This window comes from Bradyrhizobium sp. WSM2793, assembly GCF_000379585.1.
Lineage (GTDB): Bacteria > Pseudomonadota > Alphaproteobacteria > Rhizobiales > Xanthobacteraceae > Bradyrhizobium.
Genome location: NZ_KB902769.1, coordinates 210894 through 226334 on the forward strand (window position 1 = coordinate 210894; position 15441 = coordinate 226334).

General features: G+C 64.9%; 17 protein-coding genes. 3 read left to right on the forward strand and 14 right to left on the reverse strand.

The features are described from left to right. Positions 1 to 42: 42 nt before the first annotated feature. Positions 43 to 609, forward strand: coding sequence for a F0F1 ATP synthase subunit B' (locus A3AS_RS0104160; RefSeq protein ID WP_018316340.1), 567 nt, complete (start codon positions 43 to 45; stop codon positions 607 to 609). Between the two features lie 5 nt (positions 610 to 614). Further along, positions 615 to 1100 carry a F0F1 ATP synthase subunit B gene (locus tag A3AS_RS0104165; protein WP_018316341.1) on the forward strand — a complete coding sequence of 162 codons (486 nt, stop codon included), beginning with the start codon at positions 615 to 617 and terminating at the stop codon, positions 1098 to 1100. A 208-nt stretch (positions 1101 to 1308) separates the two neighbouring features. Here A3AS_RS0104165 and A3AS_RS0104170 read toward each other — a convergent pair whose 3' ends face one another. The 5 genes from A3AS_RS0104170 to A3AS_RS0104190 form a co-directional block, all read right to left on the reverse strand. Beyond that, positions 1309 to 1959, reverse strand: a complete 651-nt coding sequence (locus A3AS_RS0104170; RefSeq protein WP_018316342.1) for a hypothetical protein — start codon at positions 1957 to 1959, stop codon at positions 1309 to 1311. A 172-nt stretch (positions 1960 to 2131) separates the two neighbouring features. Continuing rightward, positions 2132 to 2719 carry a GNAT family N-acetyltransferase gene (locus A3AS_RS0104175; protein WP_018316343.1) on the reverse strand — a complete coding sequence of 196 codons (588 nt, stop codon included), beginning with the start codon at positions 2717 to 2719 and terminating at the stop codon, positions 2132 to 2134. Between the two features lie 39 nt (positions 2720 to 2758). Further along, complete coding sequence (locus A3AS_RS0104180) at positions 2759 to 4048, reverse strand: pitrilysin family protein (protein ID WP_018316344.1); 1290 nt, start codon at positions 4046 to 4048, stop codon at positions 2759 to 2761. Next, entirely contained in the window at positions 4045 to 5463 is a 1419-nt protein-coding gene (gene thrC / locus A3AS_RS0104185; RefSeq protein WP_026201651.1) for a threonine synthase, read from the reverse strand. Before thrC ends, A3AS_RS0104180 begins: the two co-directional genes overlap by 4 nt. 552 nt (positions 5464 to 6015) lie before the next feature. After that, positions 6016 to 6660, reverse strand: a complete 645-nt coding sequence (locus A3AS_RS0104190; RefSeq protein WP_018316346.1) for a response regulator transcription factor — start codon at positions 6658 to 6660, stop codon at positions 6016 to 6018. An 86-nt stretch (positions 6661 to 6746) separates the two neighbouring features. Between A3AS_RS0104190 and A3AS_RS0104195 the strand changes: the two genes are divergently transcribed. Continuing rightward, positions 6747 to 8093, forward strand: a complete 1347-nt coding sequence (locus A3AS_RS0104195) for an ATP-binding protein (protein WP_018316347.1) — start codon at positions 6747 to 6749, stop codon at positions 8091 to 8093. 66 nt (positions 8094 to 8159) lie between these two features. Here the strand turns inward: A3AS_RS0104195 and A3AS_RS0104200 are convergent, their stop codons facing one another. The 9 genes from A3AS_RS0104200 to coxB form a co-directional block, all read right to left on the reverse strand. Further along, entirely contained in the window at positions 8160 to 8525 is a 366-nt protein-coding gene (locus A3AS_RS0104200) for a nuclear transport factor 2 family protein (protein ID WP_018316348.1), read from the reverse strand. A 118-nt stretch (positions 8526 to 8643) separates the two neighbouring features. Continuing rightward, a complete protein-coding gene (locus A3AS_RS0104205; RefSeq protein ID WP_018316349.1) occupies positions 8644 to 9396 on the reverse strand; it encodes an SURF1 family protein in 753 nt (250 codons plus the stop codon). Beyond that, positions 9393 to 9794 (reverse strand): DUF983 domain-containing protein, encoded by a 402-nt coding sequence (locus A3AS_RS0104210; RefSeq protein WP_018316350.1) that lies wholly within the window; start codon positions 9792 to 9794, stop codon positions 9393 to 9395. The genes A3AS_RS0104205 and A3AS_RS0104210 overlap by 4 nt, the downstream gene beginning before the upstream one ends. 97 nt (positions 9795 to 9891) lie before the next feature. After that, complete coding sequence (locus tag A3AS_RS0104215) at positions 9892 to 10788, reverse strand: cytochrome c oxidase subunit 3 (protein ID WP_018316351.1); 897 nt, start codon at positions 10786 to 10788, stop codon at positions 9892 to 9894. Between the two features lie 78 nt (positions 10789 to 10866). Continuing rightward, positions 10867 to 11520, reverse strand: coding sequence for a cytochrome c oxidase assembly protein (locus tag A3AS_RS0104220; RefSeq protein WP_018316352.1), 654 nt, complete (start codon positions 11518 to 11520; stop codon positions 10867 to 10869). Between the two features lie 5 nt (positions 11521 to 11525). Next, on the reverse strand, positions 11526 to 11702 hold the full coding sequence (locus A3AS_RS0104225; RefSeq protein ID WP_018316353.1) for a hypothetical protein: 177 nt from the start codon (positions 11700 to 11702) through the stop codon (positions 11526 to 11528). Then, entirely contained in the window at positions 11699 to 12643 is a 945-nt protein-coding gene (locus A3AS_RS0104230) for a heme o synthase (protein WP_018316354.1), read from the reverse strand. The genes A3AS_RS0104225 and A3AS_RS0104230 overlap by 4 nt, the downstream gene beginning before the upstream one ends. A gap of 61 nt (positions 12644 to 12704) precedes the next feature. Next, the gene (gene ctaD, locus A3AS_RS0104235) at positions 12705 to 14324 is read right to left on the reverse strand and encodes a cytochrome c oxidase subunit I (protein WP_018316355.1); all 1620 of its coding nucleotides are present in this window, start codon (positions 14322 to 14324) and stop codon (positions 12705 to 12707) included. Between the two features lie 87 nt (positions 14325 to 14411). Beyond that, the gene (coxB, locus tag A3AS_RS0104240) at positions 14412 to 15251 is read right to left on the reverse strand and encodes a cytochrome c oxidase subunit II (protein ID WP_018316356.1); all 840 of its coding nucleotides are present in this window, start codon (positions 15249 to 15251) and stop codon (positions 14412 to 14414) included. Between the last annotated feature and the right edge of the window lie 190 nt (positions 15252 to 15441).

Sequence of the window (15441 nt, forward strand, 5' to 3'; positions counted from 1 at the left end):
AATCCATTGGGACGGCGCGTGTGACTGCAACAGGAGAACTCCGTGGCTGAAAGTCATGGCGGCGCAAAAGGTCCGGCGGCGGGCGCTCACACCGAGGCTGACGGTGGTCACCACGGTGGCGGTTTTCCGCCGTTCGAGAGCAGCAACTACGCTTCACAGCTGGTGTCGCTCGCGATCTTCTTCGTCCTGCTTTACGTGATCGTGTCCAAGCTCGCTCTGCCGAAGGTCGGCGGTGCGATCGAGGCGCGTCAGAACAAGATCGAGGGTGACCTCGCCGAGGCGCAGAAGCTGAAGGACCAGTCCGAGGCGGCGCTGAAGGCCTATGAAACCGAGCTCGCTTCGGCGCGCACGCGGGCACAGGCCATCGGCAACGAATCCCGCGACAAGGCGAATGCGCAGGCGGAAGCCGAGCGCAAGACGCTGGAGGAACAATTGGCGGCCAAGCTCGCCGGGGCGGAGAAGACCATCGCCTCGACCCGCGCCACCGCCATGAGCAACGTCCGCGGCATCGCGGCCGATGCGGCAGGCCAGATCGTGCAGCAGCTTACCGGCGTCGTTCCCGACGCCGCGTCGGTCAATGCCGCGGTCGATGCGTCCCTGAAAGGTTAGTCGAGATGTTCTTCGATCCTGAAACCTGGGTCGCCATCGCCTTCGTGATCCTGATGGTCGTGTTCGCCTATCTCGGGGTCTTCAAGTCGGCGATGACGGCGCTGGATCATCGTGCCGCCCGCATCAAGGCCGAGCTCGACGACGCGACGCGCCTCAAGCAGGAAGCGGCCAAGGTGCTCGCCGACTACAAGGCACGTAGCGCCACCGCCGAGCGCGAAGCTGCCGACATCATCGCCAACGCCAAGGCCGAAGCCGAGCGCATCGCGGCCGACGCCAAGGCGAAGATGGAAGACTTCGTCGCCCGCCGGACCAAGACCGCGGAGAGCAAGATTGCGCTCGCCGAGGCCCAGGCGCTCGCCGATGTCCGCGCCGCGGCCGCGGAAGCCGCCGTTCAGGCCGCCTCCACGATCCTGTCGCAGTCGGTCAAGGGCCAGGTCGCCGACGATCTGCTCGCCAAGGGCATCACCGAGGTTCGCCAGAAGCTGAACTGAGGGCGTCGCCTTCAGTAATCAAAAAGCCGGCGCGATGAGCGCCGGCTTTTTTGTTTGCGACACCGCAATCCACAAATACCGTGTCATCACCCGCGAAAGCGGGTGATCCAGTATTCCAGAGACAGCAATGAGATACGGAGAAGCCGCGGCGTACTGGATGCCCCGCCTGCGCGGAGCATGACAGCGTTCTTCGTGACGACTTGCTTACCTACTTCTTCTTCCGTCCCTTCGGCTCGGGCGACAGCGCCTGCGGGTCGAAGCCCACATAGAAGACATAGGAATCGGCGACCGCGGCCGAGGGCGTCGGATAAGCCAGATCCTCGACGATGAAGGTGAAGGGCACGCTGCCGCCCTCCGACATCTCGACCGTCGTCCGGTAAGCCTTCGAGGCGATCACTTTCTCGCCGACGCCGCCCTGCACCACCGCGACACGCAAGGGCACCTCGACGGTGGCGGGCGCGCCGGCGGGCCCGGCGATCACGCGGCCCTGGATTCCGATCCGAGCCGTGATGCCGACACTGCTGCGGGAACATTCGCGCGCCATCTTGGTGATCGAGGCCTGGAAGCGGATCTCGTTGCCGACGGCCGGCTTGCCGGCCGCCCCGACCGCGTAGGTTGATGCGCCCGCGCGCACCGTCACCTGCGGGCAATCGACCTCGTCTTCCGCCGGCTGGCCAGGCGCGGGCGCGGGCTTGGGCGGGGCCGGCTCATCCGACTTGCCGCCGAACAGGCTCTTGAAGCGGTCAGTCAAGGACTGGGCGGCCACCGGCGAAACCGCCGCGAACGACATCGACAAGACAAGCGCGATCGCCGTCCCCCGCCGTAGCACATTCCGCGATGACCGAAGCTGCTTCACCATCAAAGCCCGTACTCCAATGACAATTGTCCGGCCGATCGTGGGCCGGGGCATGCGGGTTATATCGTCAAAATCGGCGAACCCAAGGCAGCAAAAAGGGGGACTTGGCAGGGGACTTGGCAAGGGACTTGGCCAAAGGACTTGGGCAAGGGACTTGGCCACATGATCGAGCGGCTCAGCCGCGGAAATCCTCATGCAGCAGGCCGAACAGCAAATGGTCCTGCCAGACCCCATTGATGCAGAGATAGCGGCGCGCCAGGCCCTCACGGGAGAAACCGCACTTCTCCAGCACCCGGATCGACGGCGCATTGGTGGGGATGCAGGCGGCCTCGACCCGGTGCAGATTGAGCTCGCCGAACAGCGTCGGCAGGAGGACCCGCAGTGCAGCTGTCATGTAGCCGCGATGGGCATGGGGTTGGCCGACCCAATAGCCGATGGTGCCGGCCTGCACGATGCCGCGCCGGACATTGGCCAGCGTGATGCCGCCGACCATGGCGCCATCAAGCTCGCGGAAGATCAGAAAGGGATAGGAACGGTCCGCGGCAATGTCCTCGGAATAGCGGCGCAGGCGGCGGCGGAAGCCGGATCGGGTGAGATCGTCAGACGGCCAGATCGGCTCCCAGGGCGTCAGATAATCGCGGCTGGTTTCGCGCAAATGCGCCCATTGCAGGAAGTCCGACATCTGCGGCGCGCGCAGCAACAGCCCGTTACCGCGCGGCGCGAGGGCGGCGGGTCCACTGGACGGCAGGCGAAAGAGGGCCATGGTGATGCTTCCCGGGGCAGCTCAGCCCGCGCGCGGCTCCTAATGCAGCCGCGCCTTGGCACGTGCCCGCGTCAATCCTTCCGCAAAAGACACCGCCGTGTCCAGACCCCTGCCACTGCCTAATGCGACAACGGCAGGCCGGCTCCGCGACAGCAGCGCACGCGCCGCGTCCCGGGTCGATTCGACGCTGACGGCGTCGATCCGGCCCACCAGCTCCTCGACCGTCTGCGGCCGGCCATAGGCCAGCACGTGGCGCGCCAGCTGCTCGGCACGCGACGAGCAGCTCTCCAGCGCCATCAGGAGCCCTGCCTTCATCTGCGCCTTGGCCCGCGCGATCTCGGCCTCGGTCAGCGTCTCCACCGACTCATTCATGATGTCGACCACGACCTCCATCATCTCCGGCGCGTCGGCCGGATCGGTGCCGGTGTAGAGGCCGAAGAAGCCGGTGTCGGTATAGGGCGCGTGGAACGAATAGATCGAGTAGCAGAGGCCGCGCTTCTCGCGCACCTCCTGGAACAGGCGCGACGACATTCCGCCGCCGAGGATGTTGGTGAAGACCTGGAGCGAGAACAGCGACAGATCGCTCTGCGGCACGCCTTCCAGCGCCAGCGTCAGATGCGCCTGCTCCAGCTCGCGATGCACCACCTTGGCGCCGCCCTTGCCGAACTGAGCGGTTTGCGGCTTCGGGCCCGGCGTCCCCTCGAAACTCGCAAAGCGCTTCTCGACCTCGGCAACGACTTGGCTGTGATCGACCGCGCCTGCGGCCGCTACGACCATGTCGGGCCCGCGATAATGCGTCGAGAGGTAGCCACGCAGCATGTCACGGTTGAAGGTGCGCAGCGTCTTGGCCGTGCCGAGCAGCGAGCGGCCCATCGGCTGATCGGGATAGCAGAGCTCGTTGAGATGCTCGAACACGACGTCATCGGGCGTATCCTGCGCGGCACCGATCTCCTGCACGATGACGTTCTTCTCGCGCTCCAGCTCGTCGGGCTCGAAGGAGGGATTGGCGAGGATGTCGGCGAGCACGTCGAGCGCGAGCGGCACGTCGGCCTTGAGCACCCGCGCGTAATAGGACGTGGTCTCGGTCGAGGTGCCGGCATTGAGGTCGCCGCCGACCGCCTCGATCTCCTCGACGATCTCGCGCGAGGAGCGCTTCGTCGTGCCCTTGAACGCCATGTGCTCGAGCAGATGCGAGATGCCGTGCTCGTTCGGCTTCTCGTCGCGTCCGCCGACGCCGGCCCAGACGCCGAGCGCCGCGGTCTCGAGATGGGGCATCTTGTCGGTGACGACGGTCAGGCCGGAGGCAAGCTTGGAAATCTCGACGCTCATCCGGCAACTCCCTGCTTTGCGGCGCGGCTGACCGACAGCACGAACCGCTCGACCTCGGCCTGATCGTTCTTCATCACCTTCATGTGTTCGGATTTGGTCATCAATCCGTCGAGCCAGGCCGGCAGTTGCGGCCGCTGGCCGCAGGCCGCTTCGACGGCGTCGGGGAATTTGGCTGGATGCGCGGTGGAGAGCACGATGCTTGGCACCCTCGTGTCGGTGGTGTCGCGATCGGCGACGGCGAGCGCCACCGCCGTATGGGGATCGACCAGCTCGCCTGCCTCCCGCCAGCCGGCGCGGATCGCAGCCGCGGTCTCGGTCTCGTCAGCGCGGCCGGCGTCGAACTCCTCGCGGATCGCGGCCAGCGTTGCGTCCGGCAGCACGAAACGTCCTGACTGCTTCAGCGAATCCATCAGACGGCGCACGCCGGCTACATCGCGCTTGCCGGCCTCGAACAGCAGCCGTTCGAAATTCGAGGAGATCTGGATGTCCATCGACGGCGATGCCGTCGCGTGCACCTCGCGCACCTCATAGATCCCCGTCTTCAGCGTGCGCGCCAGGATGTCGTTGACGTTGGCGGCGATGCGCAGGGTCCGCACGGGCAGCCCCATGCGCTTGGCGACGTAGCCGGCGAAGATGTCGCCGAAATTGCCGGTCGGCACGACGAAATCCACCGCGCGCGCCGGCGCACCGACGGCGACGGCGGAGGTGAAATAGTAGACCACCTGGGCGACGATGCGCGCCCAGTTGATGGAGTTGACGCCGGAGAGCGAGGTCGCATCGCGGAAGCGATGGTTGTTGAACATCCCCTTCACGAGCGCCTGGCAGTCGTCGAAATTGCCCTCGATGGCGAGCGCATGGACATTGGCCGCGCCCGTCGACGTCATCATCCGCCGCTGCACCTCGGAGATGCGGCCGTGCGGGAACAGCACGATGAGATCCACGTTCTCGAGGCCGGCGAAGGCTTCGACCGCAGCGCCGCCGGTATCGCCTGAGGTGGCGACCACGATGGTGGTGCGCTGGCCGCGCTTGGCGAGCACATGGTCCATCAGCCGCGAGATCAGCTGCATCGCCACGTCCTTGAAGGCGAGCGTCGGGCCGTGAAACAGCTCCAGCACGAACTGGTGCGGCGACATCTGGCGCAGCGGCACCACCGCCGGATGGCGGAAGGTGGCATAGGCCTCGTTCGCCATGCGGCCAAGCTCGGCGTCCGAAATCTCGCCGCCGGCGAACGGACGGATCACGTCGACCGCGACCTCCCAATAGGGGCGGCCGAAGAAGCCGGCGATGGTTTCAGTGGAGAGCTGGGGCCAAATGGTCGGCACATACAGGCCGCCGTCGCGCGCAAGCCCGGTCAGCATCACGTCGCAGAAGCCGAGTTCGGGGGCCTCGCCCCGGGTCGAGATATAACGAGTCAAACTGCCCTCCAAAGGCCGACCGGGCTTACGCCCGCTCGTTAAGCCTTTGATTTTACAAAATTACTTGTTAACAGCCAGAGGCTTTGCGCCACCATAAAGTGTTTTGCGGCATCAGGAAACCGCTTCCCGCCTTCACCCCTGCCCAGCAAAAAGGGCTGCGGCGATGCCGCAGCCCTCTCTTGGAAGGTCTGTCGTTGATATGTGCAGACCGGTTTGCCTCTGGGGTCGCCGCCCCCGCTGAAACTTGTCCGGCAACCTTTCGCCGTCAGTCACGAAATCGTCAAGGGCGAAAACGACGACCGCGGGAAGATGTTCCTATTTTTCCCGACACGCCCAAGCTTTTGCGAGCGCGCTCCAGCCAACCGTCGTGAAGAATTGCCATTTTATCCCGACAATTGCAGGGATCCGGAACGAATGCCACCTCGACCCATTGTGTCCGCGGATGGGTGTCGGCTGTGTCCATGCATTGCCCGGCTGCACGCCGGCACCAATCCGTCTCCCCGAACCGGCTGCATCCTGGAGCAGCCGGTTCGGTGCCGGGGCCCCGGACCGTCAATTCATCCCGATTTCAACCGCGATCCTGATCAGGTCGGAATGGTTCTTGGCTCCCAGCTTCTGCTTGAGCAGGGACGTGGTGTTGGCGACGGTCTTGTAGGAGATGCCGAGCGCCTCGGCGACTTCCACGATCTTGTCGCCGCGTCCGAGCAGGCGGAGAATTTCGAGCTCCCGCGGCGTCATCTGCGAGGCCGGGTTGGCCTTGATCGCCGCGCCGGAAAACGTCACGGCTTCCGCGAGTTGCGGTGAGATGTAATTGTCGCCCGCGATCACCTTGCGCACCGCTTTCAGCAGGATCCTGGGATCATCGCCCTTGGAGACATAGCCCTGCGCCCCAAGCTCGACCGCCCGCACCACGAAGGCCGGATCGTCGTTCATGCTGAACATGATGATCTTGGCGTCGGGATCGTCCTTGCGGATGCGTCGCATCAGCTCGAAGCCGGAGACATCGGGCAGGCTGATGTCGATCACGGTGACGTCGGGCCGCTTGCTGACATAGGCGCGATGGCCGGATTTGGCGTCGGTCGCCTCGTCGATACGGATCGAATGGTCCGAAGCGAACAGGGTGCGGCAACCGGACAGCACCACGGGGTGGTCATCGACAATCAGGACCCTGGTCGCCGGCTTGGCGGTATCTTGCATCGCGCACTCTCTTGTTTTTCGACTCATAGACCGGCGGGAACAAATGGAAAGAGTAAATCCCGCCGATGCGCGTTAGAATTGACCTAATGTGGCAACGACTCTCGTTCAGAACGCAACTGTTTCTTCCACTTGGGGCGAGCTTTCTCGCAGCGCTGATCCTTGGCGGCGTGCTGCTCCAGATCTTCGCGGCCGGTCAGCTCGCCGACGAGAACGAGCCCGCACGACGTTCGACCCGGACGATCGCGGCCGCACTCAACAACACTCTGCGCGCGTCGGACGACCCGCGGAAGACGCTTGACGCCTTTGTTCAATCCTTGACCACCTCCTCGGACATCCAATTCCGTTCCGCGGAAGCCCCTCCTGCGGAGCCACCAAAGGACGGCCTTCACGACCTGCAAGGGGTTCCGCAGTGGTTTGTCAACCTGCTCATGGTACCGGACATGGACGCCGCAACCCCGGTGCTGATCGATGGCAGACGTGTCGGCGATATCGTATTCCTGCCGGACCTGTCGGCCGACCTGTTCGAGAAGTGGATCGGCTTCCTGGCGCTGACCGGCCTCGTCGCCGTGCTGACCGTGCTCACCGGAATCATCGCTTACGTCTTCGCGGGATCGGCACTGCGTCCCCTGCAGCATCTCGGCCAAGGCCTCACACGGATGCGGCGCGGCGACTACGCACAGCCGATCCCGGTCGGAGGCCCGCCGGAGATCCGGCAGAGCTGTGCGGAAGCAAATGCGCTGGCTGCGACGCTGGCGCAATTGAGCCAGGACAATCGCGATCTGATGCACCGCCTTGTGTCGCTCCAGGACGACGAGCGTCGTGACCTCGCCCGCGAATTGCACGACGAGCTCGGACCGCTGCTGTTCAGCATCCGCGCCGGCACGATCGCGCTGGTCGACGCCTCGCCGCAGGTGGGAAATCTCGGCAAATCAGCCCAGGATGTGCTGCAATCGGTCGAGGCGCTCCAGCAGACCAACCGCCGGATCCTCGATCGGTTGCGGCCGCTCTACATTCAGGAGCTTGGCCTTTCGACCAGCGTGCAGACGCTGCTCCAGAACTTTCGCAAGCAGGCACCGCATATCGTCCTGACGGAGACGATCGATCCGGGTCTCAACGTGATCGCCGGGCCGCTGGCCCAGACCGTCTATCGCGTGATCCAGGAGGCGCTGACCAACGTGCTGCGCCACGCCAAGGCCGGCAACGCCCATGTCCAGGCGACCGTCACCGGCGAGGCGCTCATCATCGAGATCTCCGACGACGGCGGCGGCTTTCCCGAGGGCAACGTTTTCGGCCGCGGCCTGACCGGCATGCATGAACGCGTGCGCGCGCTCAGCGGATCGCTGTCACTGTTGCGCGTGGATGGGCGAACTTATGTACGCTGCCGGCTTCCGACCGAGCCGGCACGCCAGGCGCCGGTCCAGCCAATTGGATGAGCTGACCTTGTCGGAGACCCGCTGCGCACTTTGCGCCAACGCGGCCCTTCGGGTCCGCATCATGCCCTAACAGGCGCAGCCATGATGCGCGTCCTGTTGCGCCGGCTCGCACAGCGTGCTGCGGATCTTGCCTTCCGGGTTGAAGCGAAACGAGGCGTGAATGCGTAGCGCGCCGGCGACGGAATATTCGACATCGATGCCATGGGGCGCGGGATGGATCTCCTCCAGCCCGAAACCTGCCAACGAGAAGGCACTGAGGCGCGGCTGCCAATAGGCCTCGAGCTCGCTGCGGCCGCGATAGCGCTGCGCGCCGTTGCACGTGCATTCGACCTGGGCGTCGTCCGCATAGAGGTCGAGCAACGTCGAGAGGTCGCCCTTCCGGCAGGCGTCCACCCAATCGACGACAATTCCCATCTGGTCGAAATCGCTCACGCCGCAATCCCTGTCTGCCGCGGAAACTCACCGGCGGCTTAGGACCACACTCGTGAATGTGCGCTGAATAATAAACCCCGGACGATACCGGGTTCCCTCGGGGTATCTACGGTCGAGCTCAGCTCTGCCGCCGGCCTCTTGCCCACACCGCGAAGGCGATCAGCACGGCGCCTGCGAGCAGGAACCAGGTGATGGCGTATTGCAGGTGATCGTCCTTCAGATGCACGTCGAGCGGCCCCGGGCGCGGGATGCCGTTCTCGGGCACCGGTTGCTCGAGGTCGACATAGAACGGCGCAACCGCGCCCCAGCCGAGCGCGCTTGCGATGGCCGGATGATCGCGCACGAACCAGAGCCGCTTGTCGCGGTTCTCCGCCGGCGTCAGCCAGCCTGGCGGCTCGGGAAAGCGCAGGTAACCGGTGAGCGCGACCGGCTGCCCGGTGACGAGCTTCTTCACCGCGCGATCCTCGACGCTGCGGTCCTGCATCGTGTTCTCGACGAAGCCCGCATCGATCACGACCGTCTCGCCGCTGGGAAGCCGCGCCGGCAGGAACGCCCAGGTGCCGGGGCCGGAGGCGTCCTTGCGCACCGCCGAGCCCGAGGAATAGATCATCGCATCCGGCAGGGCTGCGTAGGTCGCGGTGAAGCTGACGCGGCGGAATTCGTCGCGCGCGGGATCGAGTGCAGCCCATTGCGAAGATGGCGGCAGCGCGATGGGCGCCTCTGCAAGGCGCTCGGTGAGCGCCGCGACCAGCGCGTGCTTGGCGGTCCGGCGCTGCAATTGCCAGAGGCCGAGCGCGATGAAGACGGCTGTCAGGAACAGCGTGAACAGCGCGAAGCCGGCCACGCGAGGCTTGCGCGCAGGCTGATTCATTTCGCGCGGTCGACCAACCGGCCCGGCGCCGCCTTGTGGTGGAATTGCAGCGCGATCAGCAGGGACTTCATCGCACGCAGCGGCAACAATGTGGTGGCCAGGATCAGCGGCAACCACAGCGCCGCATGCAGCCAGTATGGCGGCTGGTATTTGACCTCGACGATGAGCGCAGCCGCCACCACGATCCCGCCGGCCAGCATGATGATGAAGATCGCCGGCCCGTCGCCGGTATCGATGAAGGCATAGTCGAGACCGCAGCGGTCGCAGGCGGGCGCGAGCGTCAGGAATCCCGCATAGAGCTTGCCTTGACCGCAGCGCGGGCATCGGCAGGCAAGCCCGCGCAGCGCGCTTTGCAGGACGGTGGTTTCAGGCACGGACGGGCCGGTGCTGTCATTCATGATGGCGGACTCTATCACAGTTTTCGCGGGAGCTTCCGGCGGCCCAAAAGCGAAAGGGCGGCCCAGCGGCCGCCCTTTCTGATCTCGTTGTCGCGGCTCAGTGCGCGCCGTGGGCCATGGTCTCGGCGCCGTGTCCCCAGACATAGATGCAGAGGAACAGGAACAGCCAGACCACGTCGACGAAGTGCCAGTACCAGGCGGCGAACTCGAACCCGAGGTGCTGCGTCGGCGTGAAGTGGCCGGCATAGGCGCGGAACAGGCACACCAGCAGGAAGATGGTGCCGACCAGCACGTGGAAGCCGTGGAAGCCGGTCGCCATGAAGAAGGTCGCGCCATAGACGTTGCCGCCGAACGAGAACGCCGCATGGCTGTACTCATAGGCCTGCACGCAGGTGAAGAGCGCGCCGAGCACGACGGTGAGGATCAGGCCGTATTTCAGGCTCTGGCGGTCGTTCTCGAGCAGCGCATGGTGCGCCCAGGTCACGGTGGTGCCCGACGTCAGCAGGATCAGCGTGTTGAGGAGCGGCAGGTGCCAGGGATCGAAGGTCTCGATGCCCTTCGGCGGCCAGGTGCCGGGGACGGCGCAGGCGCCGGCCTGGGTGCCGAGGCCGCATCCGAACACGGCATCGCGGGTGGCATGGACGGCGTCGGCCGGAAACAGCGCGGCGTTGAAATAGGCCCAGAACCAGGCGACGAAGAACATCACCTCGGAGGCGATGAACAAGATCATGCCGTAGCGGTGATGCAGCTGCACGACGCGGGTGTGGTCGCCCTTGTACTGGGCTTCCTTGATCACGTCGCCCCACCAGCTCGCCATGGTGTAGAGCACGCCCACGGTGCCGACGCCGAACACGATCGGCGCGGCCGAGAACATGTGATGCATCCAGGCGATCGCGCCGACCGCCATGATGAAGGCCGAGAGCGAACCGACGGCCGGCCAGGGCGAGGGATCGACCAGGTGATAGTCGTGATGCTTGGTGTGCGCCGTAGCCATTTCGGTCTCTCTCCTCAATCCCGTGCCTGTCAGGCACTTATCCCCTTGTTTCCAACCGCCTGAGCGCAAGCCCGGCGATCAAAGATTTCCCTTGCGCTTGTCGCCTTCGCCCGATGCCAGCGGCTTCACCACGGGATCCTTCACCGGATAGAAGGTGTAGGACAGCGTGATCGTGTTCAGCCCGTCGTTCTCGTGATCGTCAGCGATCGACGGATCGACGTAGAAGACAACAGGCATCTCGCGCTTCTCGCCGGGCGCCATGGTCTGCTCGGTGAAGCAGAAGCAGTTGATCTTCTGGAAATAGGAGCCGACCGTCAGCGGCGCGACATTGTAGGCGGCCTGCGCGGCCGTGGTGCGCGCGGCCTGGTTGGTCACGGTGTAGAAGACGGTCACGACCTGGCCGATATTGACCTCGATCTCGCTCTGCTCCGGCTCGAACTTCCAGGGCAGGCCGGGCGCGACGTTGGAATCGAAGCGCACCGAGATTTTCCGCGCGATCGGGCCGGTGGCCGGCGCGGAGGTCGCGACCTGGGTCGTGCCGTTGAAGCCGGTGGCGCGGCAGAACCAGTTGTAGAACGGCACCGCCGCGTAGGAGGCACCGACCATCAGCGCGACCACGCCGCCGCAGATAGAAGCAACCACCACATCGCGGCCCAGCCCGCGGCCCTTGGTCGGCTCACGCTTGGCCGGCTTGGCGCTGACATCCTGCGATATGGTGGGATCGTGATCCATGTTTCCTACATCGGCCGCACGAGGACTGCCGGCCCCTTGACCATGGTGACGGCGAAGAACAGCACCACGAGCACGCCGAGCGCGAGCGCGATCGCAATCGAACGCTGACGACGGCTCTTCTTCTGCGCCTCGGTGAGGACGATTCCATCTGGCTCGGGTTTGTCGACCATCCCTGCGATCATGCGCCCCCTACCAGCGGAGCAACTGCCCGGAACACGACCTCGGCCAGCAGGGTCGCGAACAGCACGAACAGATAGAGGATCGAGAAGGCGAACAGCTTGCGGGTCGCGCGCAGCGACTGGCTGCGCTCGCGGCGCAGATAGACGTTTATCGCGAGCACCAGCATGCCGGCGCCGAGGATCAGCGAGACGATGCCGTAGATCGCGTCGAAATAGCCGAGCGCCCAGGGCGCGGCGGCGACCGCGATCAGCACGATGGTGTAGAGCAGGATCTGGAGCCGCGTCGCGTCGGGGCCGGCGACATTGGGCAGCATCGGAATGCCGGCGCGCGCGTAATCGTCGGAGCGGAACAGCGCCAGCGCCCAGAAGTGCGGCGGGGTCCAGAAAAAGATGATGGCGAACAGCAGCAGCGGCTCGACGTCGACCGTGCCGGTCACGGCAGCCCAGGCCACCACCGGCGGCAACGCACCGGCGGCGCCGCCGATCACGATGTTCTGCGCGGTCCAGCGCTTCAGCCACATCGTGTAGATCACGACGTAGAAGAAGATGGTGAAGGCGAGCAGCGCGCCCGCGATCCAGTTGACGAGGATGCCGAGCGTCATCACCGAGAAGAAGGACAGCGTCAGGCCGAACGCCATGGCTTCAGGGCGGGTGATGCGGCCGCGCGGAATCGGCCGGTTCGCCGTGCGCGACATCTTGGAGTCGATATCGCCTTCCAGCGCCATGTTGAGCGCGCCGGAGGCGCCGGCGCCGACGGCGATGCAGAGCAGCGAGGTGATGGCCAGCACCCAGTGGAAATGCCCGGGCGCCATCGCCATCCCGACCAGCGCGGTGAAGATCACCAGCGACATCACCCGCGGCTTCAAGAGCGCGATGTAGTCGCCGACCTCCGCCTCGGAGATGCGGGGATTGATGTCGATGGCGTTGTGGTCGAGGACGGACACTTAATTCAACTCGCTTCGTTATAGAGCCGCGGCGCCCGTCACGGGCGCCGCGGGAGATCGATCACTGCACGCGGGGCAGCACTTCGAACTGGTGGAAGGGCGGCGGCGAGGGCAAGGTCCACTCCAGGGTGGTCGCACCTGCACCCCACGGATTGTCGCCAGCCGGCACCTTCTTCATGAAGGCGTCGAGCACGCAGTAGAGGAAAATCAGCACGCCGAAGCCGGAGATGTAGGAGCCGACCGACGAGACCAGGTTCCAACCCGCGAACGCGTCGGGATAGTCGACATAGCGGCGCGGCATGCCCGACAGGCCGAGGAAGTGCTGCGGGAAGAACACCAGGTTGACGCCGATGAAGGTGACCCAGAAGTGCGCCTTCGCGAGCGTCTCGCTGTACATGTAGCCCGACATCTTCGGGAACCAGTAGTACCAGCCGGCGAAGATTCCGAACACCGCACCGAGCGACAGCACGTAGTGGAAGTGGGCGACGACGTAATAGGTCTCCTGCAGCACGCGGTCGACGCCGGCATTCGCCAGCACGACGCCGGTGACGCCGCCGACCGTGAACAGGAAGATGAAGCCCACCGCCCAGATCATCGGGGCCCGGAATTCGATCGAGCCGCCCCACATCGTGGCGATCCACGAGAAGATCTTCACGCCGGTCGGAACCGCGATCACCATCGTCGCGGCGACGAAATAGGCCTGCGTCGCGCTGGACATGCCGACCGTGTACATGTGGTGCGCCCACACCACGAAGCCGATGCCGCCGATCGCGACCATGGCGTAGGCCATGCCGAGATAGCCGAACACGGGCTTGCGCGAGAAGGTGGAGATGATCTGGCTGACCATGCCGAAAGCCGGCAGGATCAGGATGTACACTTCGGGGTGGCCGAAGAACCAGAACAGATGCTGGAACAGCACGGGGTCGCCGCCGCCTTCGGGGTTGAAGAACGTCGTGTGGAAGTTGCGGTCGGTGAGCAGCATGGTGATCGCACCGGCAAGCACCGGCAGCGACAACAGCAGCAGGAACACCGTCACCAGGATCGACCACACGAACAGCGGCATCTTGTGCAGGGTCATGCCCGGCGCGCGCATGTTGAAGATCGTGGTGATGAAGTTGATGGCGCCGAGGATCGAGGAGGCGCCCGCCAGATGCAGCGACAGGATCGCGAAGTCGACGGCCGGGCCCGGATGGCCCGAGCTCGACAGCGGCACGTACATGGTCCAGCCGGCGCCGACGCCGTTGGCACCCGGCTCGCCCTCGACGAAGGTCGACATCAGGAGCAGGGCGAAGGAGGCCGGCAGCAGCCAGAACGAGATGTTGTTCATGCGCGGGAACGCCATGTCGGGCGCGCCGATCATCAGCGGCACGAACCAGTTGCCGAAGCCGCCGATCATCGCGGGCATGACCATGAAGAAGATCATGATCAGGCCGTGAGAGGTCACGAACACGTTATAGGTGTGCGTCTCGTGGAAGATCTGCACGCCCGGATACATCAGCTCGGCACGGATCGCGATCGACATCGCGGCGCCGATGACGCCGGCGATGACCGCGAAGATCAGGTACATCGTGCCGATGTCCTTGTGGTTGGTCGAATAGACGTAGCGGCGCCATCCGGTCGGATGGGCATGCTCGTCATGTCCGTGGGCGTGATCGCCGTGTGCCGCTGCGCTCGTTGCCATTTTCAAATCCTGCCTTGCGTCCCAATCGGACCTCTGGAGGTCCCGCCCTTATGTCGCTTTCAGTCCCTTAGAGCCGTCACCCGACGCTTACTGCGTCGGGCCGGCCGCGGAGGCGTAGGTGCTGGTGCCGCCGCTCGCAAATTTCTTCTTTGCCGTCTCGACCCAGGAGGCGAACTCCTGGTCATTCACGACGCGAATCGCGATCGGCATGAAGGCGTGGTCCTTGCCGCAGAGCTCCGAGCACTGGCCGTAGAACATGCCGGTCTTGGTCGCCTTGAACCAGGTTTCGTTCAGCCGGCCCGGAATGGCGTCGATCTTGACGCCGAAAGCCGGCAGCGCGAAGGCGTGGATGACGTCGGCGCCGGTGACCTGGACACGAATCACCTTGTTGACGGGCACCACCATCTCGTTGTCGACGCCGAGCAGGCGGGGCTGCTTGTCCTGCGCCATCAGCGAGTCGAACTCGAACTTACCGTTGTCCGGGTAGGCATAGGACCAGTACCACTGCTTGCCGGTCGCCTTGATGGTGATATCCGCCTTCGGCACGTCGAGCTCGAGGAACAGAAGCCGGAACGACGGCACCGAGATGCCGACGAGGATCAGCACCGGAACCAGCGTCCAGGCCACCTCGATCAGCGTGTTGTGGGTGGTCCGCGACGGCACCGGATTGGCCCGCGCGTTGAACTTGACGACCACGACCACGAGCAGCGCCAGGACGAACAGCGTGATCAGCGTGATCAGCACGAACAGGAAGTTGTGGAACCAGACGATGTTGTCCATCACCGGCGAGCCGGACTCCTGAAGCGTCCATTCCCAGGGCTTCGGTTGCCCGAGCTCGGCAAATGCCGCACCGCCCGTCGCCAGCGTCAGACCCGCCACGGCCAATCCCAGCAAGTGCCGGCCCACCGGGCCCATCGACATCCTCATGCCGTTCGCGCTCCCCTTACGAAATCACCCCAAGTGCGCTCCCCCTGTTTGCGGGAAACGCTTATTCGATCCGCCCGCCTGACAAACCGCCGCGCAAGAATACCTCTAAGAGGAATTGGGGCCAGATCGCTAGAACGCCGAAATCAAGCCTCTCAAACCATAATTTTTGATCTATCGCAATGCAGTCTTG